We start from the raw sequence: 23,919 nt of genomic DNA, 5'->3' as shown, positions 1-23,919 counted from the left end.
GGTGCGCACGGAAGGACGAAGTGGCGTTCTGGGGAGGGGACTTCGTGATGGAGCCGGTGGCAGTGATCGGTGCCGGGCCTTTCGGCCTGTCCACCGCCGCGCATCTGAGGGCGCGCGGCATTCCGGTACGGGTGTTCGGTGAACCCATGGTGAGCTGGCGGGCGAACATGCCCGAGGGGATGCTCCTGAAATCGACCCCGGCCGCCTCGAACATCGACGCCCCGCAACCGGGGCACGACCTCGTCGACTACTGCGACGCGGCGGGCGTTCCCCGCCTGGTCACGGACGAGGACATCATCCCGGTCGAGACGTTCGTCGCGTACGGGGAGTGGTTCCGGCAGCGGCTCGTGCCGGAACTGGAACAGGTGCGCGTCGTCTCGGTCGACCGACGTGGCGACCTGCGGGGCTTCGAACTCAAGCTGGACTCGGGGGAGGTGTTCACCGCGCGGGCGGTCGTCGTCGCGACCGGTCTGTCCGGCCTCGCGCACCTGCCCCGCGAACTCGCCGTGGCCGCACCCGACGGACCGACGCCCACCGGCCCCGTCTCGCACAGCTCGCAACTGCACGACCTGTCCCGGTTCGCCGGCCGGGAACTGATCGTCGTCGGCGCGGGCCAGTCCGCCCTGGAGACGGCGGCGCTCGCCGCCGAGTCGGGCGCACAGGTGCGCGTGGTGGCGCGCGGAAAAGGGTCTGTCGACTTCGGCGCGCCCCCGTGGCGGCAGCCGCTGCGGCGCCCGGAGTCGCCCTTCGGCCGGGCCTGGTCGCTGTGGGCCCTCACCTACTACCCGCACCCGTACCGTCATCTGCCGCCGGGAATCCGGCACTTCCTCGTCCGCAGTGTCCTCGGGCCCCTCGGCGCCTGGTGGTTGCGCGACCGGTTCGAGGGAAAAGTGCGGGTGAGCGAGGTGGCGCGGATCCTCCGTGCCTCCGGGGAGGCGGCCGGGCGGCCTGCCCTCACTGTCCGGACCCTCGGCGGTCGCGTCGAGGAACTGTCCGCGGACCACATCGTCGCCGCCACCGGCTACCACGTCGACCTCGCCGCGATGGACTTCCTCGGCCATGAGCTGCGGACACGGCTGGCCGTCAGCCGCGGAACACCGAGGCTGGGCGCCGGATTCAGCTCCTCCGTGCCCGGTCTGTACTTCACCGGACTGCCGGCCGCGGCCTCGTACGGCCCGGTGATGCGGTTCGTGTGCGGGACGGAGTTCGCCTCGCCGCGGCTGGTCCGGCACCTGGCGGCGCGGCACCGCTGAACCAGGGGCGCGAACGCACGCGGTGGGAGCGCGCGGGCGCACGCGGGCGGTCGGGAAAGGGGCGTGAATCGGGTCGGCGGAGTGGCCGATATGTCATGGGATCGGCCTGAACTCCAGGGGTCTGCTGGGGCCCGCGACGACGCGTGAGGCGGTCGAGGTGCCGGACGACGTCCGGTTCCCGTCGAGTCGCTGGGGGATTCGATCCGTATTCTCTGATCATGGCCCCACCGATTGCATATTCACTCATCGCCACTGACCTGGACGGGACGCTGCTGCGCGGCGACGACACCCTCTCGGACCGGTCGCGCGCGGCGCTGGCGATGGCGGTCGGGGCAGGCGCCCGGCACCTCGTGGTGACGGGGCGCCCCGCCCCGCGCGTACGGCCGCTGCTGGACGAACTCGGCAGCCAGGGGCTCGCGGTGTGCGGACAGGGCGCACAGTTGTACGACGCCGGCGCGGACCGCATGCTGTGGTCCGTCACGCTCGAACGTGAGCTGGCGGAGGTGGCTCTCGGCAAGATCGAGGCGGAGGTCGGCGAGGTGTACGCGGCCGTCGACCAGGACGGGGTCGACGGACTCACGCTCATCGAGCCGGGCTACGAGATGCCCCACCCGACGCTGCCCGCGGTACGGGTGCTGCGGCGCGACGACCTCTGGACCCGGCCCATCAGCAAGGTGCTGCTGCGCCACCCCCTGCTCTCCGACGACGAGTTGGCGTCCGCCGCCCGTGGAGCGGTCGGTTCCCTCGCCACCGTGACGATGTCCGGGCCCGGTACCGTCGAACTCCAGCCATGCGGCATCACGAAGGCCACGGGTCTCGCGCTCGCCGCCGGCCGTTTGGGCCTGACGTCGGCGCAGACCATCGCCTTCGGGGACATGCCGAACGACATCCCGATGTTCGACTGGGCGGCGCGCGGGGTGGCGATGGCCAACGCGCATCCCGAACTCAAGTCCGTCGCCGACGAGATCACCCTCTCGAACGAGGACGACGGCATCGCGGTGGTCCTGGAGCGCATGTTCTCCACCGGCCGGACCGACCACGCGGACGGGACCGGCCGGACCGGCGGGACGGGCCCCCGTATCGGCCGGCAGGCCGGTCCGGGAGCCCGCTCGGGCGTCGGTCAGTAGGCGCCGAAGACGTTGTCGATCGAGCCGTAGCGCGCGGCGGCGTAGTTGCACGCCGCCGTGATGTTGGCGACCGGGTCGAAGGGGTCCAGCGACGTACCGGTCACGTGGTACGCCGAGAAGGTCGGGTCGATGACCTGCAGGAGCCCCTTCGAGGGCGTACCGGCGACCGCGTTGGAGTCCCAGTTGTTCATGGCCTGGGGGTTGCCCGACGACTCGCGGATGATGTTGCGGTGGATGCCGTCGTAGGTGCCCGGGATGCCCTGCTGGGCCATGACGTCCAGCGACTGCCTGATCCAGCCGTCGAGGTCGTCCGTGTAGGTCTTCGCGGAGGCCGGGGTGACGGCGGACGCCGTGGAGGCCTTGGACGCCGTGGCGGTCTTCGCCGGGGTCCCGCCGTTCTTCGTGCCCACGGTCAGCTTGAGGCCGGGCCGGATGGCCGACGGGTCGTCGCCGATGACCGCGCGGTTGGCCTTGTAGAGCTTCTTCCAGTCGCCCGTGGTGTGCGCCTTGGCGATCTTCGACAGGGTGTCGCCCTGGACCACCTTGTAGGTGACCAGCGAGACCTGCGGGACCGCGTTCGGGGTGGCGGCCTGGGCGCCGGTGGCTCCTACGAGGGGGAGCGCGAGTGCGGCTCCGCCCGTCCCGGCGGCGACGATGCCACGGGTGAGGGTGCTGTTTCTGGGGCGGCGGTGCTTGCCTCGTGCGGGCATGGCGAATGTCCTCTCCGGCGCCTGCGAGGTGAGCTGTCGGGTTCGGGCGGGAGATGCCCGGCCGCGTGGGGTGCGCGACTTGACCCCTAGCCGTTCCGCGATACGGACCGGCGGCTTACCTGGGTCCCCCGCTCCTGCCGTACGCGAGTGAATGGGTGACTGGGATTTCCGGGCGGCGGCAGGATTAGGCGATCCGTCCGGAGTGACGTGAACGTATGCGAGAGCACATGCCGTGAACAAGCCCCGAATTCGCGCAGCGACGGCTTTGAACTGCCATGTCGGGCGAATATCTCTTGATCAAAACGGAAGGCGAAGTTCAACTTGCTTTCCGCAAAGGGAAATCGACGGAACCGGCGAAACGATCACCGCACGCGGGCGTGACTCAATTCACTGGCACAGGAGGCCAATGTCCATAAAAAAGGTGATACGCAATATTCTGTGGACGCCGGATACCGGGCGCCGCGGGCGGTTCCAGGGGTGCGTGAACCCGTCCCGGCTCATCCCGCCGTACGCGGAATCCTTTTCTCCCAGGTGCGGTGGAACACCACTTCGTCGCCGTCCTTGCAGATCACTTCGTTCGAAGTGATGAAGTCCGTCTCGTCGCAGGTGATTTCGGAGTGCGTCTCGACACTCGCGTCCCACGGCATTTCCGGCCGGTGCAGCCGGACGGACCAGTCGGACCTGGTGCGCGCGGACAACGGGTCCGACTCATTGATCGTGTACGTCTCCAGCGCGTCCTCGGTGAATTCGAGTCCGTCCGGATAGACGCGGGTGCCGCCGTACCGCGGATCCACTTCCAGGCGCCATTCACCTTTGGCGACATCGCGGACCACGAGGCGTTCGGGGCGCGGTTCGTCCAGGGTGGCGGGGAAGTTCACACCGAGCGGAGCCGACTGCTCCGGTTCCTCGAAGACGATGGAGGGGTCCGACTCCTGGGCGCGGACCGGCAGTTCCAGCACGCTGCCCGACGGAGTGAGGGTGAAGCCCGCCTCCGAGCCCGGCTGGGGCCAGATCCACGGCCAGTACGCGGAGGAGACCGCGAGCCGGATGCGACGGCCCGGCGGGAAGGCGTGGCCGATGCCGTTCAGTTCGAAGAGCACATTCTCCGTAGCGCCCGGTTCCCAAGGAACCACCTGGTCACGGCCATGACGGGCTGTCAGGTTCAGGACGCCTCGGGTGACCAGGGTCGAGGAGCCGTCAGGAGCCACGTCGCACAGACGGGCCACTACATGGCCGCGCGTCGCCGGAGAGGTGAGCCTCAGGCGCACGCGCGGGCGGCCCAGTACCCAGATCTCCTCGGGTACTTCGAACTCGAAGCACACCGACCGCGCGTCCTCCTCCCGCTGGTCCGGCGGCAGGTCCGCGTCGTTGCCGAAGGGGAAGAAGCGGCCGGCGTCCAGCCCGGTGTGCTGCGGGGAGCGCACCACCACGGGGGCGCCCTGGAGCGCGTACGGGACGTGGGCGACCAGCGGGGAGGGCCAGGCGGGGTCGCCGACCCAGCGGCCGGGCAGCACCGGGTACACCGTCGCGGGCGGGTGCGAGTCGCTGACGTACGAGCGCAGCAGTGGCTCGGACATCACCCCGGAGCCGGAGCTGCTGCCGGAGCCGGAGCGGGTGCTGCTGCCGGTGCCCGTCTCGGCGTCGGTGTCGGCGTCGGTGTCCTTCAGCCAGTGGTCCCACCAGCGCAGCGTCTCCTGGAGGAAGCCGATGGCGGGGCCGGGCGGCAGCCCCCGGTCGGGGTACTGGTGCGACCAGGGCCCGATCAGGCCCCGTACGCGGTCCGGCGGGAGGTGTTCCACGAGGCGCAGCACGGTGTCCCGGTACGGGTCGTGCCAGCCGCCGACCGCGAGCACGGCCGCCCGGATCGCCGAGTAGTCCTCGCAGACGCTGCCGCGGCGCCACTGCTCGTCCCTCGTCTGGTGGGCGAGCCAGGTGTGCAGGAACGGATCGACCGACGCCAGTCGTTCCACCCACAGGTCGCGCCAGGACGCGCCCGCGTACGCGGGGTCGGGCGGGCGCGACACGAACGCGAGCATGGTCGCCGCCCACGCGTGCATGTCGACGGCGAGTACGGAACCACCCATGTAGTGCACGTCGTTGTCGTAGCGGTCGTCCGACGAGCAGACCGTGACGACGGCCTTGAGCGGTTCGGGCGCGAGGGCCGCGATCTGGAGGGAGTTGAAGCCGCCCCAGGAGATGCCGAACATGCCGACCGAGCCGGAGCACCAGGGCTGGGCGGCGAGCCAGTCGACGACCTCGACCCCGTCGGCCAGCTCCGTCGCGGAGTACTCGTCGCCCGGCAGGCCCTCGGAGTTGCCGTGCCCGCGGACGTCCACGCGCACGGAGGCGTAGCCGTGGCCCGCGTACCAGGGGTGGCGCTGCCAGTCGCGCGGGGCGGTCCAGTCGGTCAGCCGGTACGGGAGGTATTCGAGCAGGGCCGGTACGGGTTCGCCGGTGAGCGGACGCCACACGCGCGCGTAGAGCTTGGTTCCGTCCGTGAGGGGAATGCGGATGTCCTCGTGAAACGTCTCGCAGGGGAAGGACGTACGGATGCGCATGGGTGTCACCTCAGTGGACGGGGTGCATCGTGCGGCGCAGCCAGGACGCCGCGGCGATCACGAGCAGACCGGCGGCCACGGCGATCGCGCCGTTGACGCCGAAGTACGCGGGCTTGGAGACGTCGTCGTAGAGCTTCACGGTCTGGGCCTGGATGCCGTTGGCGAGGGCCAGCGAGAGGAACCAGAGGGACATGGTCTGGCTGGCGAAGGCCTTCGGGGCGAGCTTCGTGGTGGCCGACATGCCGGAGGTCTCCAGGAGGATGTCGCCGAGCCCCAGCAGGAAGTACGAGCCGACGATCCACCAGACGGACATCAGGTAGTCGTCGCCGTCGTGGCCGGAGGTCGGCAGCACCATCAGCAGGAACGACAGCCCTCCCAGCACCACGCCGAACGCGATCTTGTTGGAGGCGTGCGGCTGGCGGTGTCCCATCCGCACCCAGAGCGCGGCCACCACGGGGGCCAGCGCGACCTCGAAGGCGCCCAGGGCGGACGCGTACCAGCCGGCGGGGAAGTCGAAGCCGAGGATCGTCGTCTCGGCGTTCGACGCGGCCAGCAGGATCATCGTCGAGTACGCCTGGAAGAGGATGAAGTTGAAGACCGTGGAGGCCAGGAAGAGGACGATGTACGGGCGCAGCCGGCCGCGTTCCTCCGGGGTCACCCGCGGGCTCCTGAACATCACCGCGAAGTACACCACCGGCGCGATCACCGAGATCAGCGTCAGCAGGTCCACGAAGCGGTCCATGGTGAGCACTCCGGAGAGGGCCAGCACGACCGCGAGTGCCGCCGCGGCCAGGAGCCCCAGGACGATCAGCCGGACCGCGCGGCGCATGGCGCGGGGCGGCAGCGCGAACTCGGCCGCCTGGCTGCGTCCGGCCAGGTGACGGCGGCCCGCGACGTACTGGATCAGGCCGAGGGTCATGCCGACGGCCGCCGCGGAGAAGCCCCAGTGCCAGCCCCGGTGGTCGCCCAGCCAGCCGGTGATCAGCGGGCCCGCGAAGGCGCCCGTGTTGATGGCCATGTAGTAGAGCGCGAAACCGGCGTCACGGCGGTCGTCGTCGGTGCGGTAGAGCTTGCCGACCATGGTGGCGACGTTGGGCTTCAGCAGGCCCGTGCCCGCGCTGATCAGTCCCAGGCCGGCCCAGGTGGCCGCCGCGGTGGGCACCGCCATCGCGTAGTGGCCGCAGGCGATCAGGATCCCGCCCCACAGGACCGCCCGGTACGAGCCGAGGACCCGGTCGGCGAGCCAGCCGCCGGCCACCGAGACCAGATAGACGAGCGTCCCGTACGCGGCCGAGACGGAGGCGGCCGTTCCGGCGGACATGCCCATGCCTCCGTGGGCGACCGTGTCCGCGAAGTACAGGACGAGGATCGCCTGCATCCCCAGGAACGAGAAGCGCTCCCAGACCTCAAGGCCGGAGAGGGTGAGCAGGCCTCTGGGCTGGCCGAAGAAGGCGTGGTCGTCGGCGGCGTCCGGGGGTCCGTCCCCGGGCTCCGGGTCGGGTGCGGAACCGGTTTCGATCGCACTGTGGGACAAGATCCACCACTTCCCGCACCACTTCCGGAAAAGCCATCCTCTTCAGGAGGTATCCGTCAGTCAGGAGGTATCCGTCAGTTGTCAGTCATATCGACAGATCACGAACATACCTTCCGCGGTCCGATACCGCCCGGCCTGACCGAAGGTGCAAAAGGGATCAGCCGGAGGGTGTCCGGCAGGGTGGTGGCAGGTGACGGGCGGGCGCTCATCGTGATCGAAAGACGACCGGATACGCTGACTTGAGAGCCGGCAGCGACACATCGACAAACACCCACAGCACAGAGCACACCCAGAGCATCCAGAGACCGCCGTTGAGAGCGTCAGCAGACAGGAGACCCTCGTGACCGTCGTCGGGCCGTTCGGGCTGAGCGTGCGGGACCAGGCTCTCGAAGCCGATGTCCAGGCCGGATTGGCGGCTGTCGAGGAGGGACTGCTCGAAGCGACCAAGAGCGAGGTCCCGTTCATCACGGAGGCCGCGCAGCACCTCGTGCGCGCGGGCGGCAAGCGGTTCCGGCCGCTGCTCGTGATGCTCGCCGCCCAGTTCGGTGATCCGTACGCGCCGGGGATCGTGCCCTCGGCGGTCGTCGTCGAGCTGACCCACCTCGCCACGCTGTACCACGACGACGTGATGGACGAGGCGGACGTGCGCCGCGGGGTGCCCAGCGCCAACAGCCGCTGGGACAACTCGGTCGCGGTCCTCACCGGCGACTTCCTCTTCGCGCGCGCCTCGCACATCCTGGCCGACCTGGGCCCCGAGGCCGTACGGGTCCAGGCGGAGGCGTTCGAGCGGCTGGTCACCGGCCAGATCCTGGAGACGGCGGGACCGCGCGACGGACGCGACCCGGTCGACCACTACATGGACGTGCTCGGCGGCAAGACCGGCTCCCTGATCGCCGTGGCCGGCCGGTTCGGCGCGATGATGTCGGGCGCCGACGAGACGGTCGTCGACGTGCTGACGCAGTACGGGGAGCGGCTCGGCGTCGCCTTCCAGCTCGCCGACGACGTGCTGGACATCGCGAGCGACTCGCGCGAGTCCGGCAAGACCCCGGGCACCGATCTGCGCGAGGGCATCCCGACCATGCCCGTCCTGCGGCTGCGCGAGCGCGTCGAGCGGCTGGGACTCGCCGAGGACATCGCCCTCGCCGAACTGCTCGCCTCCGACCTGACGGACGACGCACGGCACGCGGAGGCGCTGGCCAGGCTGCGCGTCCACCCCGCCCTCGACCAGGCCCGCCGCGACACCGTGCGGTACGCGGAGGACGCCCGCGCCACGCTGGCGCCTCTCCCGGAGTGCGACGCGAAGGCGGCTCTGGTGGAGCTGTGCGACGCGGTGGTGCACCGCGCGGGCTGACCTGCGCGTCTTTTCGCCGCCGCGTGATCGTCCGGCGGGATTCCAGGGCGCACGACCCGGGTGTGTGGCTCAGGTCACACATCTGGATTAAGTCCAGTCTGAGATTCGTTCCGCAATCCAGTGCAGAGGCCGACGCAGGGGGCGTCGGCGGGATCACGGGGAGAAAACGAATCATGGGGACGATCGTCACGTTCGCGCAGCGCCGCAGGAAGCTCGTCATGACCGGTGTCGCGGTGGCCGCCGCGGCCGGTGTCGCCGCCGCAGTACTCCCTGCGGTGGCCGACAGCGACAGCTCCGGCCGGGGCGCGGATTCGAGCACGGGCGCGGACCACGCGGGGCACGCGGGTCACGGTGAAGGGTCCATCGGGGTGCGGAGCGGCTCTCTCGCCGGCGGCAAGGGCGGCACCATCCTCGCCGCCAGTCTGAACGGCGCGAACGAGGTACCGGTCCAGGGCGGCCCCGCGGTCGGCGACAAGGACGGCGCGGCGCTCGAATTCGTCAAGGTCAAGGGCGACAAGGTGTCCGTCGCCGTCAAGTGGCGCGGCACCGGCAAGCCGGTCATGCTCCACATCCACCAGGGCGCCAAGGGCGTCAACGGCGGCGTCAAGGTCGACTTCACCAAGCTGCTGGACGACGCCCGGGGGCGCACGGTCACCGGCACGGTCAAGGTCGGGGACGCGGCCCTGCTCGGGAAGCTGAAGGCCGACCCGGGCAGCTTCTACGCCAACCTGCACACCGCCGAGTTCCCGGGTGGCGCCGTCCGCGGCCAGCTCCACAAGGTCACCACGGACTTCGACTTCCGGCACGCGCCGAACAACTTCCAGGCCTCCGTCGTCAAGGGCAGGCAGATCTACGAGTGCAAGAAGTCGGCCGACGGCACCAAGGCCTTCGCGCAGCGTGATGTGAGCGCCGTGCTGGGCGGGCCCATCGCCCACTCGTTCGTGAAGCCCAACTCGGGTACTCCGCAGTGGATCGCCGCCGACCGCAGCGCGGTGACCGGCGCGCTGATCTCCAAGACTCCGAACGGCGACAGGAACATCCCCGAACTGGACCTCAGGGCCGTGCAGTCCGGCAGGCACCGGGGCCTGCTCGCGGGCACCGCGGAGATCCTGCGCCTGAACACCGTGGGCGGGGTGGCTCCGGCCGGCTCGTGCAAGGTGGGGACGGTCGTGGGAGTGCCGTACGGGGCGGACTACGTCTTCGTCAACCGGTAGGCACAGCGGCTGTCGTCAGCCCGTGGGCAAAGGGCGGGCGAAGGGTTTCACCGCGCTTCGGCGTGTTACACGGACGGCGTCCTTCCCGTTCGACCCCTACGGGTCGGGAGGGGCGCCGTCCACCCATGTCATACCCCAGGTGTACAAGGAGTTGGCTCCGAGGTCTGACGCTTTCGACCGGCCGATTTGGTCGGATGGGACACACCACTTCACAGCAGTTCGGGTGACAATGGCGGCCAGGGTGGACGAGTGCGTGGACGGTTAGCCGCCGCCGACAACGGAGGTAGGGCACACATGGCACCGTACGGATCCGACGACAGCACGACCGACGACGAGGCGGAGGACAGGCGCGGCGGCCGGCAGAAAGCCGCCCGGTATGTCGTCCCTGTCGCGGTGGTGGGGGTGGCCGCGGCGACCATCGGGCTGGTCCCGGCGTTCGCGGGCTCCGGCGACCCCGACCTGCCGAAGGTCAGCGCCCAGCAGCTCATCGAGAAGATCGCCGCCTCGGACGTACAGCAGCTGTCCGGCACGGTGAAGATCAGCACGGACCTCGGTCTGCCGGACCTCGGCGGCCTGGAGAGCAGCCTCGGCGGCGCTGCCACGGGTGGCGGACGCGACGGCTCGGGCTCGTCCGCGGACCCGTCGTCCAAGCTGATGGAACTGGCGTCCGGTACGCACACCCTGCGGGTCGCGTCCGACGGCGAGGACAAGCAGAAGGTGTCGCTCCTCGACAAGGCCGCCGAGTACAGCGTGATCCACAACGGCGACGAGGTGTGGGCGTACGACAGCAAGTCGAACGAGGCCTACCACGTGAAGGACGCCGCTTCCTCCGGCTCCGCGGAGAAGGGGCCGAAGGACAGGTCCGAGGATGTGCCGGCCACGCCCAAGGAGCTGGCCGAGGAGGCGCTGAAGGCGTCGGACGACACGACGTCCGTGACCGTCGACGGCACGGCGCGGATCGCCGGGCGGGACGCCTACAAGCTGCTGATCGAGCCGAAGCAGTCCGGTTCGACGGTCGGCGCGATCTCCATCGCCGTGGACGCGAAGACCGGTCTGCCGCTGAAGTTCACGCTCACCCCGGCGAGCGGCGGCGCGGCCGTCATCGACGCGGGCTTCACCAAGGTCGACTTCTCCAGGCCGGCCGCGTCCACCTTCGACTTCACCCCGCCGAAGGGCGCGAAGGTCACCGAGGGCGACGAGTCGACGTCCCACGGCCCGGCGGGCAAGGGCGGCGTGGACAAGGGAGGCAAGGGTGACAAGGGTGACAAAGCGCGTCCCGGGAACGGCGGCGAGGACCTGGGCAAGGAGTTCCAGGGCCTGAACGTCATCGGCGAGGGCTGGAGCTCCATCGCCCGCTTCGACACCGGCGGCGAGGGCCTGCCGTCGGAGAACGCCGGCGGGGGCGACGCGGGCCGTTTCCTGGACTCGCTGGGCGACAAGGTGAGCGGCAAGTTCGGCTCGGGCACGGTCTTCTCGACCCGCCTGGTCAACGCGCTGATCACGGACGACGGCAAGGTCTACGCCGGTGCGGTCACCAAGGACGCGCTGGTGAAGGCGGCCGACGCGGCGAAGTAGGCCCCGTACCTGTCGGCCCCCCGACGGCGGGGTCCCCCGAGGGCAAGGCGAAGTGAGGGAGTCGATGGCGGAACTGTCCACCGCGGACGGGGACACGACGGGCGACGGCGGCACGGTGGACCCACGCGACACGGGCGACACCGTGATCGCCACCCGTGCGCTGACCAAGCGCTACCGCGGTGGACAGCTCGCCGTCGACGGCCTCGACCTGGCCGTCCCGGCGGGCAGCGTCTTCGGCTTCCTCGGACCGAACGGCTCGGGGAAGACCACCACCATCAGAATGCTGATGGGCCTGATCGAACCGACCTCCGGCACGGCCCGTGTCCTGGGCCGGTCCATGCCGCGCGCCACGGGGACCGTCCTGCCGCACGTGGGCGCGCTCATCGAGGGCCCCGCGCTCTACGGCTTCCTCTCCGGCCGCGACAACCTCCTGCGCTACGACTCCGCCGACCCGGCCGCCGACCCGCGCACCCGGCGCACGCGCGTGGCGAGCGCGCTCGACCGGGTCGGACTGACCGCAGCCGCGGGCAAGAAGGCGAAGGCCTACTCGCTGGGCATGAAGCAGCGGCTGGGGCTCGCGGCCGCGCTGCTGCAGCCCCGGAAGCTGCTCGTGCTGGACGAACCGACCAACGGACTCGATCCGCAGGGGATGCGGGAGATCCGCGCCCTGGTCCGTGAGCTGGCCTCGGACGGCACGACCGTGTTCCTCTCCTCGCACCTGCTCGACGAGATCGAGCAGGTCTGCACGCACGCCGCGGTGATGGCGCAGGGCCGGCTGATCACCCAGGGCCCGGTGGCCGAGCTGGCGGCGGGCGCGCGCAGCCGGCTCGTCGTGACCACACCCGATCCGGGCGACGCGGCCCGGGTGCTGAAGGAACAGGGCCTGAGCGATGTCGTGCTCGCCGAGGACCGGGTGAGCGCCGATCCACCGGACCGCGACCTCGCCGAGGTGAACGCGGCACTGGTCACGGCGGGCGTCCGCGTCCGCGGTTTCGGGATCGAGCGGGCCTCGCTGGAGGACGCGTTCGTGGCGCTCACGGGGGAGGGCTTCGATGTCGCGGGCTGAGACCGCCGAGCCGTCGGCGGCGGAGAAGAGCACGCGGAGAGCCGCCCCGGGACGGGCGCCGAGCCCGCTGTGGACCCTAGGCCTGCTGCGCAACGAGCTGAGCACCACGCTCCGCCGCTGGCGGACGATCGCCCTGCTCGGGGTGCTCGCCGCGGTGCCGGTGCTGGTCGGCATCGCGGTCAGGATCGAGACGAGCGACGGGTCGTCCGCCGGAGGCGGCGGGGGAGAGGGGCCCGCGTTCATCGCGCAGATCACCAACAACGGACTGTTCCTGGTGTTCACCGCGCTGGCCGCCACGCTGCCGTTCTTCCTGCCGATGGCGGTCGGCGTCATCGCGGGCGACGCGATCGCGGGCGAGGCCAACGCCGGGACGCTGCGTTATCTGCTGGTGGCACCGGCGGGGCGGACGCGCCTGCTGATCACCAAGTACGCGACCACGCTGGCCTTCTGTGTCATCGCCACCCTCGTCGTGGCGACCTCGGCGCTCGTCGTCGGCGCGCTCCTGTTCCCGCTGGGCGAGCTGACGACGATCTCCGGCACCCGCATCAGTTTCGGCGAGGGGCTGGGCCGGGCCCTGCTGATCGCGCTGATCGTGGCCGCGTCACTGATCGGGATCGCGGCGCTGGGCCTGTTCGTCTCGACCCTCACGAACAGCGGGATCGCGGCGATGGCGACGACCGTCGGTCTGCTGATCACCGTGCAGATCCTCGACCAGATCCCCCAGCTGCACGCGATCCAGCCGTACATCTTCTCGCACTACTGGCTGTCCTTCGCCGATCTCATGCGCGACCCCGTGTACTGGGACGACCTGATCCGCAACCTGGAACTCCAGGGGCTGTACGCGGCGGTGTTCGGCGCGGCGGCCTGGGCGCGGTTCACGGCGAAGGACATCACCGCGTAGAGCGGCGCCCGCCCCTGAGACCGGCCCCCGGCTCTCGGCTATCGGCCCCCGACTCTCAGCTCTCGTAGGGGAAGCGGGCGAGCGGGGCTTCCTGGGCGAAGAACGTCTTGGCGGCGGCCAGGGCTGCGGAGTCGTTCAGTACGTCCCCGGGCCTGCTGCCGTTGCCGAGGAGGACCCCGCCGAAGCGCATCCCCAGGTAGGCGGCCGAGTGGTTGAGGGTGCCGATGAGGGGATCGGCGACCTCTTCCTCCTCGTGCGCGAGCGCGGTGACGCCCCACAGGGTGCGTCCGGCCATCGTCTTCTTGAAGTCGATGCCGGGGGTGCGCAGCCAGCCCGACCAGTGGTCGAGATAGCGCTTGGTGGACGCGGACACGGAGTACCAGTACAGCGGTGAGGCGATGACGAGGTCCGTCGCCGCGAGCGTCGCGTCGAGAAGCGTCGCCCGGTGATCACCGGACGGCCGGACGTGGTCGCTGTCGTGGCGCAGGTCCTCGAAGTCGGGCAGGGGGTGCTCGGCCAGATCGATCCAGCGCCGGGTGGCATCGGCGGGCAGCTGCTCGGCGGCCTTGCGGGCCAGCAGCTCCGTATTGCCGTTGCCGCGGCTGCTGCCCAGGAGGAAGAGGAAGTGGCGGGTCATGAGGGCTCCGTCATGTAGGGCGTCCGACGACTACACGCGTATGCAGTATATGCACACGCATGCAGTCGTCGACAGGTCCTACCCCTGTGACGGGCCGGGCCGGGTTACTCCGACAGCTCCCACACCGCGTACGCGAGGGCGTCGCTGTTGCGGTTCAGGGCGGTGTCGTTGATGTTCGTCGTCGTGTCGCACGAGGAGTGGTAGCAGCGGTCGAACGCCACGCCCGCCGTGCCGCCCCACTTGGTCACCTGGGCCGCGGTCTTGCGGGTGCTGGCCCCGGTGAAGAGGCCGCCGACGGGGATGCCCGCGCTCTTGAAGTAGGCGTGGTCCGAGCGGCCGTCGCCCTCGGTCTCGATCTCGGTCGCGACACCGAGACCGGTGAAGTAGTCCTTGAAGGTCTTCTCGATGGCCGGGTCGTCGTCGTAGACGAAGTAGCCGGGGTTCGGCGACCCGATCATGTCGAAGTTCAGATAGCCGCTGATCTTCGCGCGGTTGGCGGTGGTGAGGCTGTTGACGTAGTAGCGGGAGCCGACCATGCCCAGCTCCTCCGCGCCCCACCAGGCGAACCGCAGATGCTTGGTGGGCTGGTACTGCGCCCGGGACACGGCGAGCGCGGCCTCCAGGACGGCCGCCGAACCGGAGCCGTTGTCGTTGATGCCGGGCCCCGCGGAGACGCTGTCGAGGTGGGAGCCCGACATGACGACCTGGTTGGTGTCGCCGCCGGGCCAGTCGGCGATCAGGTTGTAGCCGGTGCTGCCGGAGGAGGTGAACTGCTGGATGGCGGTGGTGAATCCGGCCGCGTCCAGCTTGGCCTTCACGTAGTCGAGAGACGCCTTGTAGCCGGTGCGGCCGTGGGCGCGGTTGCCGCCGTTGGCGGTGGCTATGGACTGCAGCTGGGTGAGATGGGCCTTGACGTTGGCCACGGGTATGTCCGGTGCGGCGGCCACGCGCGCGGGCGCGGCGTCGGCTATCGCGCTCGTCGTGAGCAACGCGGCGATCGCCAGTGCGGCGGCACCCGTGGCGCGTCCGGGAACAGAGAGCTTCATGTGGGGGGCTCCGAATTCCTTTGGATTCCTTGGATTCCTTGCGGAAATTGGTGCCTGATGGTGAAGCTGAGGTTGACGTTCCGTCAAGAGCACAATCCGGTCAGCGGCGTTCGCATAGCGGATACGGCTCAGTGGAGGCAGAACTCGTTGCCCTCCGGGTCGGCCATCACGACCCACTCGCCCGAGGGTTCCCTCACCTCGCGGACGACCGTCGCGCCGAGCCCGGTCAGCCGCGCGACCTCCGCGTCCCGCTGCCCGTCCTCGGAGTGCAGGTCGATGTGCAGCCGGTTCTTCACGGTCTTGGGCTCCGGTACGCGCTGGAACAGCAGCCGCCGCCCGAGCCCCACGCCGCTCTCCTCCTGGTACGGGTCCTGCGGGTGCCGTACGCCGGTCGCGTCCCGCCAGGCGCGGCGGCCGTGCGACTCGACGACCAGCTCGGGGGGTGCGGCGCCGACGCTCAGCAGCCGCTCGATCAGCGAACTGTGGTCCTCGACGACGTAGTTGAGGGCGGCGCCCCAGAAATCGGCCTGGGCGTGCGGGTCGGTGGTGTCGACGACGAGTTTCCAGTGCATGGGTTCGGTCATGGTGACCATTTATAGGCAGAACCTGTGCGAGGTGGAGCCCATTGGGCGTGATGGGGGCGGGCCTCAACGATTGCGCAGTTCCCCGCGCCCCTAAGTCATTCAGCCTCTCCGGCGTTTGAGGAGCGGGGGTTCGGGGGCGGAGCCCCTGAGGCAGGTACGGGACGGGTAGGGGCGGCGGGGGCGAGGAAAACCCCTCAGACGCCCCCCTCGAACTCGCCATACTGTTCGTATGACCGCAGACGTCTTGGTCCAGCGCACCCGCGTCGTCGTCGTGGGCGCCGGCCCCGCCGGGCTCACGCTGGCCAACATCCTGCGGGCCGCCTCCGTGGACTGCGTGGTGCTGGAGAACGAGAGCCGGCAGTTCATCGAACAGCGTCCGCGCGCGGGGTTCCTGGAGGAGTGGGCGGTCCGCGCGCTGGACGGACGGGGCCTCGCGGACCGGCTGCTGCAGAACACGGTCGTGCACACCGAGTGCGAGTTCCGGTTCGCGGGGGAGAGCCACCGGTTCCCGTACACGGACGTGTCGGGGCAGCGGCACTACGTCTATCCGCAGCCGCTCCTGGTGACGGACCTGGTGCGGGAGTACGCGGACGTCCGCGGCGGCGACATCCGCTTCGGCGTCCGTGACGTCGAGCCGGCCGGGACGGACACCGACCGGCCCTCGGTGGCGTACACCGATCCGGAGACGGGCGAACGCGTGCGGCTCGACTGCGACTTCGTCGCCGGGTGCGACGGCGCGCGCGGGGTGACCCGCGACCACATGCCGGCGGAGCACGTCACGGTCGCCCGGCACGACCTCGGCATCGGCTGGCTGGCCCTCCTCGCCGAGGCGCCCCCGTCCTCCGACTGCGTGGTCTTCGGGATCCATCCGCGCGGGTTCGCCGGGCACATGGCCCGCAGTCCGCAGGTCACCCGTTACTACCTGGAGTGCCCGCCGGGCGACGACCCGGAGAACTGGTCGCACGACCGCGTCTGGTCCGAGCTGCACGAACGGCTCGCGGCGGACGGGTCCCGGCCGCTCGTCGAGGGCGAGCTGATCGAGAAGCGGGTCCTGCCCATGCACAACTACGTGGTGGAGCCGATGGCGTACGGGCGGCTGTATCTGGTGGGGGACTCGGCCCATCTGCTCGCACCGATCGGCGCGAAGGGCATGAACCTCGCGATCCACGACTCCCTGCTGCTCGGCGACGCGCTCGTCGCGCACTACGGCAAGGGGGACGACAGCGGGCTGCGCGGCTACTCGCAGAGGTGTCTGCGGCGGGTGTGGCAGTACCAGGAGTTCTCGCAGTGGCTGTCCGAGGTGTACCACGGTGTCTCGTCCGGCGATCCGTTCCGTGCGGGGATCGCGCGGGCGAGGATGCGGCGGACCCTGGGCTCGCCCGCCGCCGCGGCCGGATTCGCCGAACTGTTCCTCGGCAAGGACACCGACTACTGAGGCCGTCGAGCTACTGAGGGCGGCTCGCCTGCTCCTGTTCCCGCTCGGCCGCCTCGGGCAGCGACGCCTCGGCCGCCGCCTCCGCGGTCGCCGTGGCCGCGGCGATCGCCGCGTTCCGCAGGGCCGTCCGCGACCGGCCGGCCGTCCGCAGCGCGTCCCAGGTCAGCAGCGACAGCGCGGCCCACACCAGGGCGAACCCGGCCCACCGCTCGGGGGGCATCGCCTCGTGGAAGTACAGGATGCCGAGCAGGAACTGCAGCACGGGCGCCAGATACTGCAGCAGGCCCAGCGTGGACAGCGGCACCCGGATCGCCGCCGCGCCGAAGCAGACGAGCGGCAGGGCGGTCACCACACCGGTCGCGGCCAGCAGCACCGCGTGCCCGGCGCCCTCACCGCCGAAGGTCGCGTCGCCCTTGGCGGACAGCCACACCAGATAGCCGAGCGCGGGCAGGAACTGGACGGCTGTCTCGGCGGCCAGCGACTCCAGGCCGCCGAGGTTGAGCTTCTTCTTCACCAGGCCGTACGTGGCGAAGGAGAAGGCGAGACAGAGGGAGATCCACGGCGGCTGGCCGTAGCCGACGGTCAGGACGAGCACCGCGGCGAAGCCGGTGCCGACCGCCGCCCACTGCGCGGGCCGCAGCCGTTCCTTCAGGAGCAGGACGCCGATCGCGATGGTGACGAGGGGATTGATGAAGTAGCCGAGGGACGCCTCCACCACATGGCCGCTGTTCACGGCCCAGATGTAGACGCCCCAGTTGACGGTGATCACGGCCGCCGCGACGGTGATCAGGCCCAGCTTGCGCGGCTGGCGCAGCAGCGGGAGGGCCCACGACCAGCGGCGCATCACCACGAGGGCGATCAGTACGAAACCGAGGGACCAGACCATGCGGTGGGCGAGGATCTCTCCGGCGCTCGCGGGTTCGAGGAACGGCCAGAAGAGGGGGACGAGCCCCCACATGCCGTACGCCGCGAAACCGTTCAGCAGACCGATCCGCTGTTCGCCCTTGGACTCCGGACCCGCGTCCGGACCTATGTGCTGCTCGCCCTCGGACTTCACCGGTACGGCCCTTCTTTCGTGGTGGCTCCAAACTCAAAGAAGGTAGCGCCAAGCACCCCCGTACGTCATGCCCGTATCGCCATACGGTCATGACAGGCGGGGGTGCGTATCCCGTGCGGGTTCGGTCGCGGGTACGTGTCCGGCCGGGGCGGGGCTCAGCCCTTGAGCGCCGCCGCGACCGACTCCGCGATCGGCGTGGTCGGACGGCCGGTCAGCCGGGAGAGGTCGCCCGAGTCGACGATCAGCTCGCCCTTCTCGATGGACACGTCGACACCGGCGAGGATCTCGGCGAACGGCGCGGGCAGGCCGGCGCCGGTCAGGATGCCCTTGAACGTCTCGGCGGGGACGGCGTTGTACACGATCTCCTTGCCGGACGCCTGCGCCACCGCGGCGGCGTACTCGGCGAAGCCGAAGGCGGTGTCGCCGCCCAGCTCGTACGTCTTGTTCTCGTGGCCCTCGCCGGTCAGCACGGCCACGGCGGCGGCGGCGTAGTCCGCGCGGGAGGCGGCGGAGATCCGGCCCTCACCGGCGGCCTGGACGACGGCGCCGTGTTCGAGGACGGGGGCGAGGTTCTCGGTGTAGTTCTCGTTGTACCAGCCGTTGCGCAGGAGGGTGTACGTCACACCGGACTCCAGGATCGCGGCCTCGGTGCCCCGGTGGTCGTCGGCCAGCGCCGCGGTCAGGGTGCCGGGGGCGCTGGTGTACGCGAAGAGCGCGACCCCTGCGGCCTTGGCGGCGTCGAGGACGACCTTGTGCTGGGCGACCCGGCCCTTGTCGAACTCGTTGCCGGAGACGAGCAGCACCCGGTCGCCGGCGGAGAAGACGTGGTCGAAGGTCTCGGGAGCGTTGTAGTCGGCGACCGCGAGGCGCACGCCGCGGGCGGCGAGCTCCGCGGCCTTCTCCTTGTTGCGGACGACGGCGACGACCTGGTCGGCCGGGACCTTCTCCAGCAGGCCCTCGATGACGTGCCGGCCGAGGTGTCCGGTGGCTCCGGTGACGACAATGCTCATGGTGGAAACAACTCCTTGTGGGGTGGGTACGTACTCACCATAGGAGCTGCACTAACTCTGGGAAAGTACCCACTTTGAAGTAAGGTACCTCCATGACGGTAAGTACATCGGAAGAGAACAGCGCCGTGGTGGCCGGCCCGGCGGCGGCGAGTCCGATCGTGGACAAGTACTCCACCGGCGAGGGGATGTGTCCCTACCGCCTCGTCCTGGAGCACGTCACCAGTCGCTGGGGCGTCCTCGTCCTGATCGAGCTGAGGGAGCGCCCGTACCGCTTCAGCGAGCTGCGCCGGGCGATCGGCAGGGTCAGCGAGAAGATGCTCACGCAGACCCTGCAGACCCTGGAACGCGACGGGCTCGTGCACCGCGACGCGAAGCCGGTCATACCCCCGCGCGTCGACTACTCCCTCACCGACCTGGGCCGAGAGGCCGCCGAACAGGTCCTGGCCCTGGCGCTGTGGACCGAGCAACGGATGGACGCGGTCGAAAAAGCACGCCAGGCATACGACGAGGCCCGGTCCTAGGAACCGGGCCTCACGTGACCGGGCCGCACCCCGTCAGCTCCGGGGTCGTGCCCCGTCAGGGGCGCGGGGAACTGCGCGATCGGCCACGACGCACCCGCAGCCGACGAGCCGACCCCTCCGCGGAGCGGCAGGAAAAACCCCTATCCGACAACCGTCCACGCATCCCCACCCGTGAGCAGCGCGGACAGATCCCCCTTGCCGTTCTGCTCGATCGCGGAGTCGAGCTGCTCGGCCATCTGCGTGTCGTACACCGCCCGGTCGACGGCCCGCAGCACCCCGATCGGCGTGTGGTGCAGCGTGTCGGGGTCGGCGAGCCGGGACAGCGCGAACGCCGTGGTCGGCGAAGCGGAGTGCGCGTCGTGGACCAGGATCAGCGGCTCGTTCTCCGGCGTGACGGTGACGACCTTCAGATCCCCGGTCACCGCGTCGCGCACGACCCCCTTGGAGCCGAGGCCGTCCTCCAGCGGGGCGCCGAAGCGGATCGGCCGCCCGTGTTCCAGGCGGATCACCGCCTCCTCGGCCTGCCGGCGGTCCTTGAGGACCTCGAAGGCGCCGTCGTTGAAGATGTTGCAGTTCTGGTAGATCTCGACGAGGGCGGTGCCCGGATGGGCGGCGGCCTGCCGCAGGACCTCGGTGAGGTGCTTGCGGTCGGAGTCCACGGTCCGCGCCACGAACGACGCCTCCGCGCCGATCGCCAGCGACACCGGGTTGAAGGGCGCGTCCAGCGAGCCCATCGGCGTGGACTTGGTGATCTTCCCGACCTCGGAGGTCGGCGAGTACTGGCCCTTGGTGAGCCCGTAGATCCGGTTGTTGAACAGCAGGATCTTCAGGTTCACGTTGCGTCGCAGCGCGTGGATCAGATGGTTGCCGCCGATGGACAGCGCGTCCCCGTCGCCGGTGACGACCCACACCGACAGGTCCTGCCGTGACGAGGCGAGCCCGGTCGCGATGGCGGGCGCGCGGCCGTGGATGGAGTGCATCCCGTACGTGTTCATGTAGTACGGGAAGCGGGATGAGCATCCGATGCCCGAGACGAAGACGATGTTCTCCTTCGCCAGGCCGAGTTCGGGCATGAAGCCCTGTACGGCGGCGAGGATCGCGTAGTCACCGCAGCCGGGGCACCAGCGCACTTCCTGATCGGACTTGAAGTCCTTCATGGACTGCCTGGCCTCGGCTTTGGGCACCAGAGTGAGCGCCTCGATCGTGCCCGAGCCTTCCGTGGTCGTCTCAGCCATCGATGGCCTCCTTGAGAGCCGTGGCGAGCTGCTCAGCCTTGAACGGCATGCCGTTCACCTGGTTGTACGAGTGGGCGTCCACCAGGTACTTCGCCCGGACCAGCGTGGCCAGCTGGCCGAGGTTCATCTCGGGGATGACCACTTTGTCGTAACGCCCCAGCACCGCGGCGAGATTCCGCGGGAAGGGGTTGAGATGGCGCAGATGGGCCTGCGCGATGTGCTCCCCGGCGGCCCGCAGCCGGCGTACCGCCGCGGTGATCGGTCCGTAGGTCGAACCCCAGCCCAGGACCAGCGTGTTCGCCGTCCCGGTGAGGTCGTCGACCTCCACGTCGGGGACGTCGATGCCGTCGATCTTGGCCTGCCGGGTACGGACCATGAAGTCGTGGTTGGCCGGGTCGTAGCTGATGTTGCCCGTGCCGTCCTGCTTCTCGATGCCGCCGATGCGGTGCTCAAGACCCGGCGTGCCCGGGATCGCCCACGGCCGGGCCAGCGTCTTGGGGTCGCGTTTGTAGGGCCAGAAGACCTCGGTGCCGTCGTCCAGCGTGTGATTGGGACCCTGCGCGAACTGCACCCGCAGATCGGGCAGTTCATCGGTCTCGGGGATGCGCCACGGCTCCGAGCCGTTGGCCAGGTAGCCGTCGGAGAGCAGCAGCACCGGCGTGCGGTACGCGAGCGCGATCCGGGCCGCCTCGACGGCCGCGTCGAAACAGTCGGCGGGTGTACGGGGCGCCACGATCGGCACCGGTGCCTCGCCGTTGCGCCCGTACATCGCCTGCAGCAGGTCGGCCTGCTCGGTCTTGGTCGGCAGCCCGGTCGAGGGCCCGCCGCGCTGGATGTCGATCACCAGCAGCGGCAACTCCAGGGAGACCGCCAGCCCGATCGTCTCGCTCTTGAGCGCCACACCCGGACCGGACGTCGTGGTCACCGCGAGCGACCCGCCGAAGGCCGCGCCCAGCGCCGCGCCGATCCCCGCGATCTCGTCCTCGGCCTGGAAGGTGCGTACACCGAAGTTCTTGTGCCGGCTCAGCTCGTGCAGGATGTCGGAGGCGGGAGTGATCGGGTACGAGCCCAGGTACAACGGCAGGTCGGCCTGCCGGGAGGCGGCGATCAGCCCGTACGACAGCGCCAGGTTCCCGGAGATGTTCCGGTAGGTGCCCGTCGGGAAGGCCTGGGTGGCCGGCGCGATCTCGTACGAGACGGCGAAGTCCTCGGTCGTCTCGCCGAAGTTCCAGCCCGCCCTGAACGCGGCGATGTTGGCCGCCGCGATATCGGGCTTCCTGGCGAACTTGGTCCGCAGGAACTTCTCGGTGCCCTCGGTCGGCCGGTGGTACATCCACGACAGCAGACCCAGCGCGAACATGTTCTTGCTGCGCTCGGCCTCCTTGCGGGTGAGGTCGAACGACTTCAGCGCCTCGACGGTCAGCGTGGTCAGCGGCACCGGGTGCACGGAGAACCCGTCCAGCGAACCGTCCTCCAGCGGGCTGGCCGCGTACCCGACCTTCGACATCGCCCGTTTGGTGAACTCGTCCGTGTTGACGATGATCTCCGCGCCGCGCGGAACATCGGCGATGTTCGCCTTCAGCGCGGCCGGATTCATCGCCACCAGCACGTTGGGCGCGTCGCCCGGCGTGAGGATGTCGTGGTCGGCGAAATGCAGCTGAAAAGAAGAAACGCCCGGCAGTGTTCCTGCGGGCGCACGGATCTCGGCGGGGAAGTTCGGCAGTGTCGAAAGGTCGTTCCCGAACGATGCCGTCTCGGAGGTGAAACGGTCTCCGGTGAGCTGCATACCGTCACCCGAGTCCCCCGCGAACCGGATGATCACCCGATCGAGCCGGCGTACGTCCTTCTCACCCGCCGGTTTGCGCTGTTCTCCTACGACGGCTCCGTCGGCCTGCTCAGCTGGACTGCTGACCTGACTGGTCACTGAAGTGAACCTCCTTCGAGGCGGCTGTCCGGGTGAGGCCCTCCCGCAGGCCTCCACCCCGGGCCCAACCCTACGTCGGCAAGGGGTGCCCGCCCCGGGAAGCTCTCATGACGGACGCCGTTTCGAGACTGTCGTACATCCTGTTTTGCCACGATTGCTCCGCCCCCCGGAGTTACCTGTGAAGACGCTCCGTACACATTCTCGGTTCTCACACTCGGACCACGCTGTATCTCTGACGCGGGCCCCCGACACGGAACCCTGGCACAGTGTCAGCTTCCCGGGACATCAGGTGGCTCAGAACTTCAGGTAGTACAGAACTTCAGGTGGTTCAGGACTGCAGTCGGTTCAGGACTTCAGGTAGGTGAGGACCGCGAGGACGCGCCGGTGGTCCCCGTCGCTCTGGGACAGGCCCAGCTTCATGAAGATGTTGCTCACGTGCTTCTCGACCGCCCCGTCGCTGACCACGAGCTGCCGGGCGACCGCGGAGTTGGTCCGTCCCTCGGCCATCAGTCCCAGGACCTCCCTCTCGCGCGGAGTGAGCCCCGCGAGGACGTCCTGCTTCCGGCTGCGCCCGAGCAGCTGCGCGACGACCTCGGGGTCGAGAGCGGTGCCGCCGCGGGCCACGCGGACGACCGCGTCCACGAACTCCCGCACTTCGGCTACCCGGTCCTTGAGAAGATAGCCGACGCCGGTGGTGGAACCGGCCAGCAGTTCGGTGGCGTACTGCTCCTCCACGTACTGCGACAGCACCAGGACGCCGAGCCCCGGATGCTGCTTGCGCAACTGCACGGCCGCCTTCACGCCCTCGTCCGTGTGGGTCGGCGGCATCCGGACGTCCGCGACGACGACGTCCGGCAGCGCGTCCTGCGCCGCGAACTCCGTGATCGTCTTGATCAGCGCGTCCCCGTCCCCGACGCCGGCGATCACGTCGTGCCCGCGGTCGGTCAGCAACCGGGTCAGGCCCTCCCGCAGCAGCACTGAATCCTCGGCGATGACCACGCGCACTCTGTCCTCCACGATTCTCGGCCCCCCAGCCCGTCCCGCACATACGTCCGCACCCAGCATCCCAGCATCGGGGCTTGTGCGCGGCACGTTTCCCCTCGCGGGGGCGGCAGCGCAGTTCCCCGCGCCCCCATCCAGGGGCGCGGGGAACGGCGCAATCTTTTGATCTTTTGGGGGGC

At 69.9% G+C, this 23,919-nt stretch carries 20 protein-coding genes and 1 riboswitch; of the genes, 9 read left to right on the top strand and 11 right to left on the bottom strand.

Annotated features, from left to right (window positions below; translation table 11 throughout):
- The first annotated feature begins 44 nt into the window (after positions 1–44).
- Together ACZ60E_RS29995 and ACZ60E_RS29990 are read left to right on the top strand one after the other, a co-directional pair.
- Positions 45–1,253, top strand: a complete 1,209-nt coding sequence (locus ACZ60E_RS29995; RefSeq protein ID WP_469444645.1) for an NAD(P)-binding domain-containing protein — start codon at positions 45–47, stop codon at positions 1,251–1,253.
- Between the two features lie 218 nt (positions 1,254–1,471).
- Entirely contained in the window at positions 1,472–2,380 is a 909-nt protein-coding gene (locus ACZ60E_RS29990) for an HAD family hydrolase (protein WP_469444467.1), read from the top strand.
- Here ACZ60E_RS29990 and ACZ60E_RS29985 read toward each other — a convergent pair.
- The 3 genes from ACZ60E_RS29985 to ACZ60E_RS29975 all read right to left on the bottom strand — a co-directional run bounded on the left by ACZ60E_RS29985 (position 2,374) and on the right by ACZ60E_RS29975 (position 7,182).
- Positions 2,374–3,090, bottom strand: a complete 717-nt coding sequence (locus ACZ60E_RS29985; RefSeq protein ID WP_384801051.1) for a transglycosylase SLT domain-containing protein — start codon at positions 3,088–3,090, stop codon at positions 2,374–2,376. The two genes, ACZ60E_RS29990 and ACZ60E_RS29985, sit on opposite strands and share 7 nt — an antisense overlap.
- Positions 3,091–3,093: 3 nt before the next feature.
- Positions 3,094–3,258: riboswitch (cyclic di-AMP (ydaO/yuaA leader) on the bottom strand.
- A 329-nt stretch (positions 3,259–3,587) separates the two neighbouring features.
- Positions 3,588–5,648: a CocE/NonD family hydrolase gene (locus ACZ60E_RS29980; protein ID WP_469444465.1), complete on the bottom strand. Its 2,061-nt coding sequence runs from the start codon at positions 5,646–5,648 to the stop codon at positions 3,588–3,590.
- A 10-nt stretch (positions 5,649–5,658) separates the two neighbouring features.
- A complete protein-coding gene (locus tag ACZ60E_RS29975) occupies positions 5,659–7,182 on the bottom strand; it encodes a peptide MFS transporter (RefSeq protein ID WP_469444463.1) in 1,524 nt (507 codons plus the stop codon).
- 340 nt (positions 7,183–7,522) lie between these two features.
- Between ACZ60E_RS29975 and ACZ60E_RS29970 the strand changes: the two genes are divergently transcribed.
- The 5 genes from ACZ60E_RS29970 to ACZ60E_RS29950 all read left to right on the top strand — a co-directional run bounded on the left by ACZ60E_RS29970 (position 7,523) and on the right by ACZ60E_RS29950 (position 13,289).
- On the top strand, positions 7,523–8,533 hold the full coding sequence (locus ACZ60E_RS29970) for a polyprenyl synthetase family protein (RefSeq protein ID WP_189777027.1): 1,011 nt from the start codon (positions 7,523–7,525) through the stop codon (positions 8,531–8,533).
- Positions 8,534–8,706: 173 nt separating this feature from the next.
- Positions 8,707–9,747, top strand: coding sequence for a CHRD domain-containing protein (locus ACZ60E_RS29965; protein WP_469444462.1), 1,041 nt, complete (start codon positions 8,707–8,709; stop codon positions 9,745–9,747).
- Positions 9,748–10,041: 294 nt separating this feature from the next.
- Positions 10,042–11,322: a LolA family protein gene (locus ACZ60E_RS29960; RefSeq protein WP_469444459.1), complete on the top strand. Its 1,281-nt coding sequence runs from the start codon at positions 10,042–10,044 to the stop codon at positions 11,320–11,322.
- Between the two features lie 64 nt (positions 11,323–11,386).
- On the top strand, positions 11,387–12,388 hold the full coding sequence (locus ACZ60E_RS29955) for an ABC transporter ATP-binding protein (protein WP_469444457.1): 1,002 nt from the start codon (positions 11,387–11,389) through the stop codon (positions 12,386–12,388).
- The gene (locus ACZ60E_RS29950; RefSeq protein WP_384801069.1) at positions 12,375–13,289 is read left to right on the top strand and encodes an ABC transporter permease; all 915 of its coding nucleotides are present in this window, start codon (positions 12,375–12,377) and stop codon (positions 13,287–13,289) included. Before ACZ60E_RS29955 ends, ACZ60E_RS29950 begins: the two co-directional genes overlap by 14 nt.
- Positions 13,290–13,344: 55 nt before the next feature.
- Here the strand turns inward: ACZ60E_RS29950 and ACZ60E_RS29945 are convergent, their stop codons facing one another.
- The 3 genes from ACZ60E_RS29945 to ACZ60E_RS29935 all read right to left on the bottom strand — a co-directional run bounded on the left by ACZ60E_RS29945 (position 13,345) and on the right by ACZ60E_RS29935 (position 15,565).
- On the bottom strand, positions 13,345–13,926 hold the full coding sequence (locus ACZ60E_RS29945; protein ID WP_469444455.1) for a flavodoxin family protein: 582 nt from the start codon (positions 13,924–13,926) through the stop codon (positions 13,345–13,347).
- 104 nt (positions 13,927–14,030) lie between these two features.
- Positions 14,031–14,972 carry a M28 family metallopeptidase gene (locus ACZ60E_RS29940; protein ID WP_384801075.1) on the bottom strand — a complete coding sequence of 314 codons (942 nt, stop codon included), beginning with the start codon at positions 14,970–14,972 and terminating at the stop codon, positions 14,031–14,033.
- A 128-nt stretch (positions 14,973–15,100) separates the two neighbouring features.
- Positions 15,101–15,565, bottom strand: coding sequence for a VOC family protein (locus ACZ60E_RS29935; RefSeq protein WP_384801078.1), 465 nt, complete (start codon positions 15,563–15,565; stop codon positions 15,101–15,103).
- Positions 15,566–15,785: 220 nt separating this feature from the next.
- Between ACZ60E_RS29935 and ACZ60E_RS29930 the strand changes: the two genes are divergently transcribed.
- A complete protein-coding gene (locus ACZ60E_RS29930; RefSeq protein WP_469444453.1) occupies positions 15,786–16,991 on the top strand; it encodes a 4-hydroxybenzoate 3-monooxygenase in 1,206 nt (401 codons plus the stop codon).
- Between the two features lie 10 nt (positions 16,992–17,001).
- Here the strand turns inward: ACZ60E_RS29930 and rarD are convergent, their stop codons facing one another.
- Both rarD and ACZ60E_RS29920 read right to left on the bottom strand, forming a co-directional pair.
- Entirely contained in the window at positions 17,002–18,048 is a 1,047-nt protein-coding gene (gene rarD / locus ACZ60E_RS29925; RefSeq protein WP_384801393.1) for an EamA family transporter RarD, read from the bottom strand.
- A 155-nt stretch (positions 18,049–18,203) separates the two neighbouring features.
- Positions 18,204–19,058, bottom strand: a complete 855-nt coding sequence (locus ACZ60E_RS29920; RefSeq protein ID WP_384801084.1) for an SDR family oxidoreductase — start codon at positions 19,056–19,058, stop codon at positions 18,204–18,206.
- Positions 19,059–19,243: 185 nt separating this feature from the next.
- Between ACZ60E_RS29920 and ACZ60E_RS29915 the strand changes: the two genes are divergently transcribed.
- The gene (locus ACZ60E_RS29915; RefSeq protein ID WP_225891446.1) at positions 19,244–19,579 is read left to right on the top strand and encodes a winged helix-turn-helix transcriptional regulator; all 336 of its coding nucleotides are present in this window, start codon (positions 19,244–19,246) and stop codon (positions 19,577–19,579) included.
- 140 nt (positions 19,580–19,719) lie between these two features.
- Here the strand turns inward: ACZ60E_RS29915 and ACZ60E_RS29910 are convergent, their stop codons facing one another.
- The 3 genes from ACZ60E_RS29910 to ACZ60E_RS29900 form a co-directional block, all read right to left on the bottom strand.
- Positions 19,720–20,814, bottom strand: a complete 1,095-nt coding sequence (locus ACZ60E_RS29910) for a 2-oxoacid:ferredoxin oxidoreductase subunit beta (RefSeq protein WP_384801087.1) — start codon at positions 20,812–20,814, stop codon at positions 19,720–19,722.
- A complete protein-coding gene (locus ACZ60E_RS29905; RefSeq protein WP_384801090.1) occupies positions 20,807–22,738 on the bottom strand; it encodes a 2-oxoacid:acceptor oxidoreductase subunit alpha in 1,932 nt (643 codons plus the stop codon). Before ACZ60E_RS29905 ends, ACZ60E_RS29910 begins: the two co-directional genes overlap by 8 nt.
- A 345-nt stretch (positions 22,739–23,083) precedes the next feature.
- Positions 23,084–23,755, bottom strand: coding sequence for a response regulator transcription factor (locus ACZ60E_RS29900; protein ID WP_384801093.1), 672 nt, complete (start codon positions 23,753–23,755; stop codon positions 23,084–23,086).
- Positions 23,756–23,919: the final 164 nt, after the last annotated feature.

This window comes from Streptomyces sp. NPDC102514 (assembly GCF_055584525.1).
The sequence above is the reverse complement of the archived record's forward strand: the minus strand, read 5'-3'. Positions and strand labels throughout refer to the sequence as shown.

Bases quoted from the DNA above. Each gene is read 5' to 3' on its own strand.
- ACZ60E_RS29990 (WP_469444467.1), top strand. From the start codon at position 1,472: ATGGCCCCACCGATTGCATATTCACTCATCGCCACTGACCTGGACGGG.
- ACZ60E_RS29985 (WP_384801051.1), bottom strand. From the start codon at position 3,090: ATGCCCGCACGAGGCAAGCACCGCCGCCCCAGAAACAGCACCCTCACC.
- ACZ60E_RS29980 (WP_469444465.1), bottom strand. From the start codon at position 5,648: ATGCGCATCCGTACGTCCTTCCCCTGCGAGACGTTTCACGAGGACATC.
- ACZ60E_RS29965 (WP_469444462.1), top strand. From the start codon at position 8,707: ATGGGGACGATCGTCACGTTCGCGCAGCGCCGCAGGAAGCTCGTCATG.
- ACZ60E_RS29960 (WP_469444459.1), top strand. From the start codon at position 10,042: ATGGCACCGTACGGATCCGACGACAGCACGACCGACGACGAGGCGGAG.
- ACZ60E_RS29955 (WP_469444457.1), top strand. From the start codon at position 11,387: ATGGCGGAACTGTCCACCGCGGACGGGGACACGACGGGCGACGGCGGC.
- ACZ60E_RS29950 (WP_384801069.1), top strand. From the start codon at position 12,375: ATGTCGCGGGCTGAGACCGCCGAGCCGTCGGCGGCGGAGAAGAGCACG.
- ACZ60E_RS29945 (WP_469444455.1), bottom strand. From the start codon at position 13,926: ATGACCCGCCACTTCCTCTTCCTCCTGGGCAGCAGCCGCGGCAACGGC.
- ACZ60E_RS29940 (WP_384801075.1), bottom strand. From the start codon at position 14,972: ATGAAGCTCTCTGTTCCCGGACGCGCCACGGGTGCCGCCGCACTGGCG.
- ACZ60E_RS29935 (WP_384801078.1), bottom strand. From the start codon at position 15,565: ATGGTCACCATGACCGAACCCATGCACTGGAAACTCGTCGTCGACACC.
- ACZ60E_RS29930 (WP_469444453.1), top strand. From the start codon at position 15,786: ATGACCGCAGACGTCTTGGTCCAGCGCACCCGCGTCGTCGTCGTGGGC.
- ACZ60E_RS29920 (WP_384801084.1), bottom strand. From the start codon at position 19,058: ATGAGCATTGTCGTCACCGGAGCCACCGGACACCTCGGCCGGCACGTC.
- ACZ60E_RS29915 (WP_225891446.1), top strand. From the start codon at position 19,244: ATGTGTCCCTACCGCCTCGTCCTGGAGCACGTCACCAGTCGCTGGGGC.
- ACZ60E_RS29910 (WP_384801087.1), bottom strand. From the start codon at position 20,814: ATGGCTGAGACGACCACGGAAGGCTCGGGCACGATCGAGGCGCTCACT.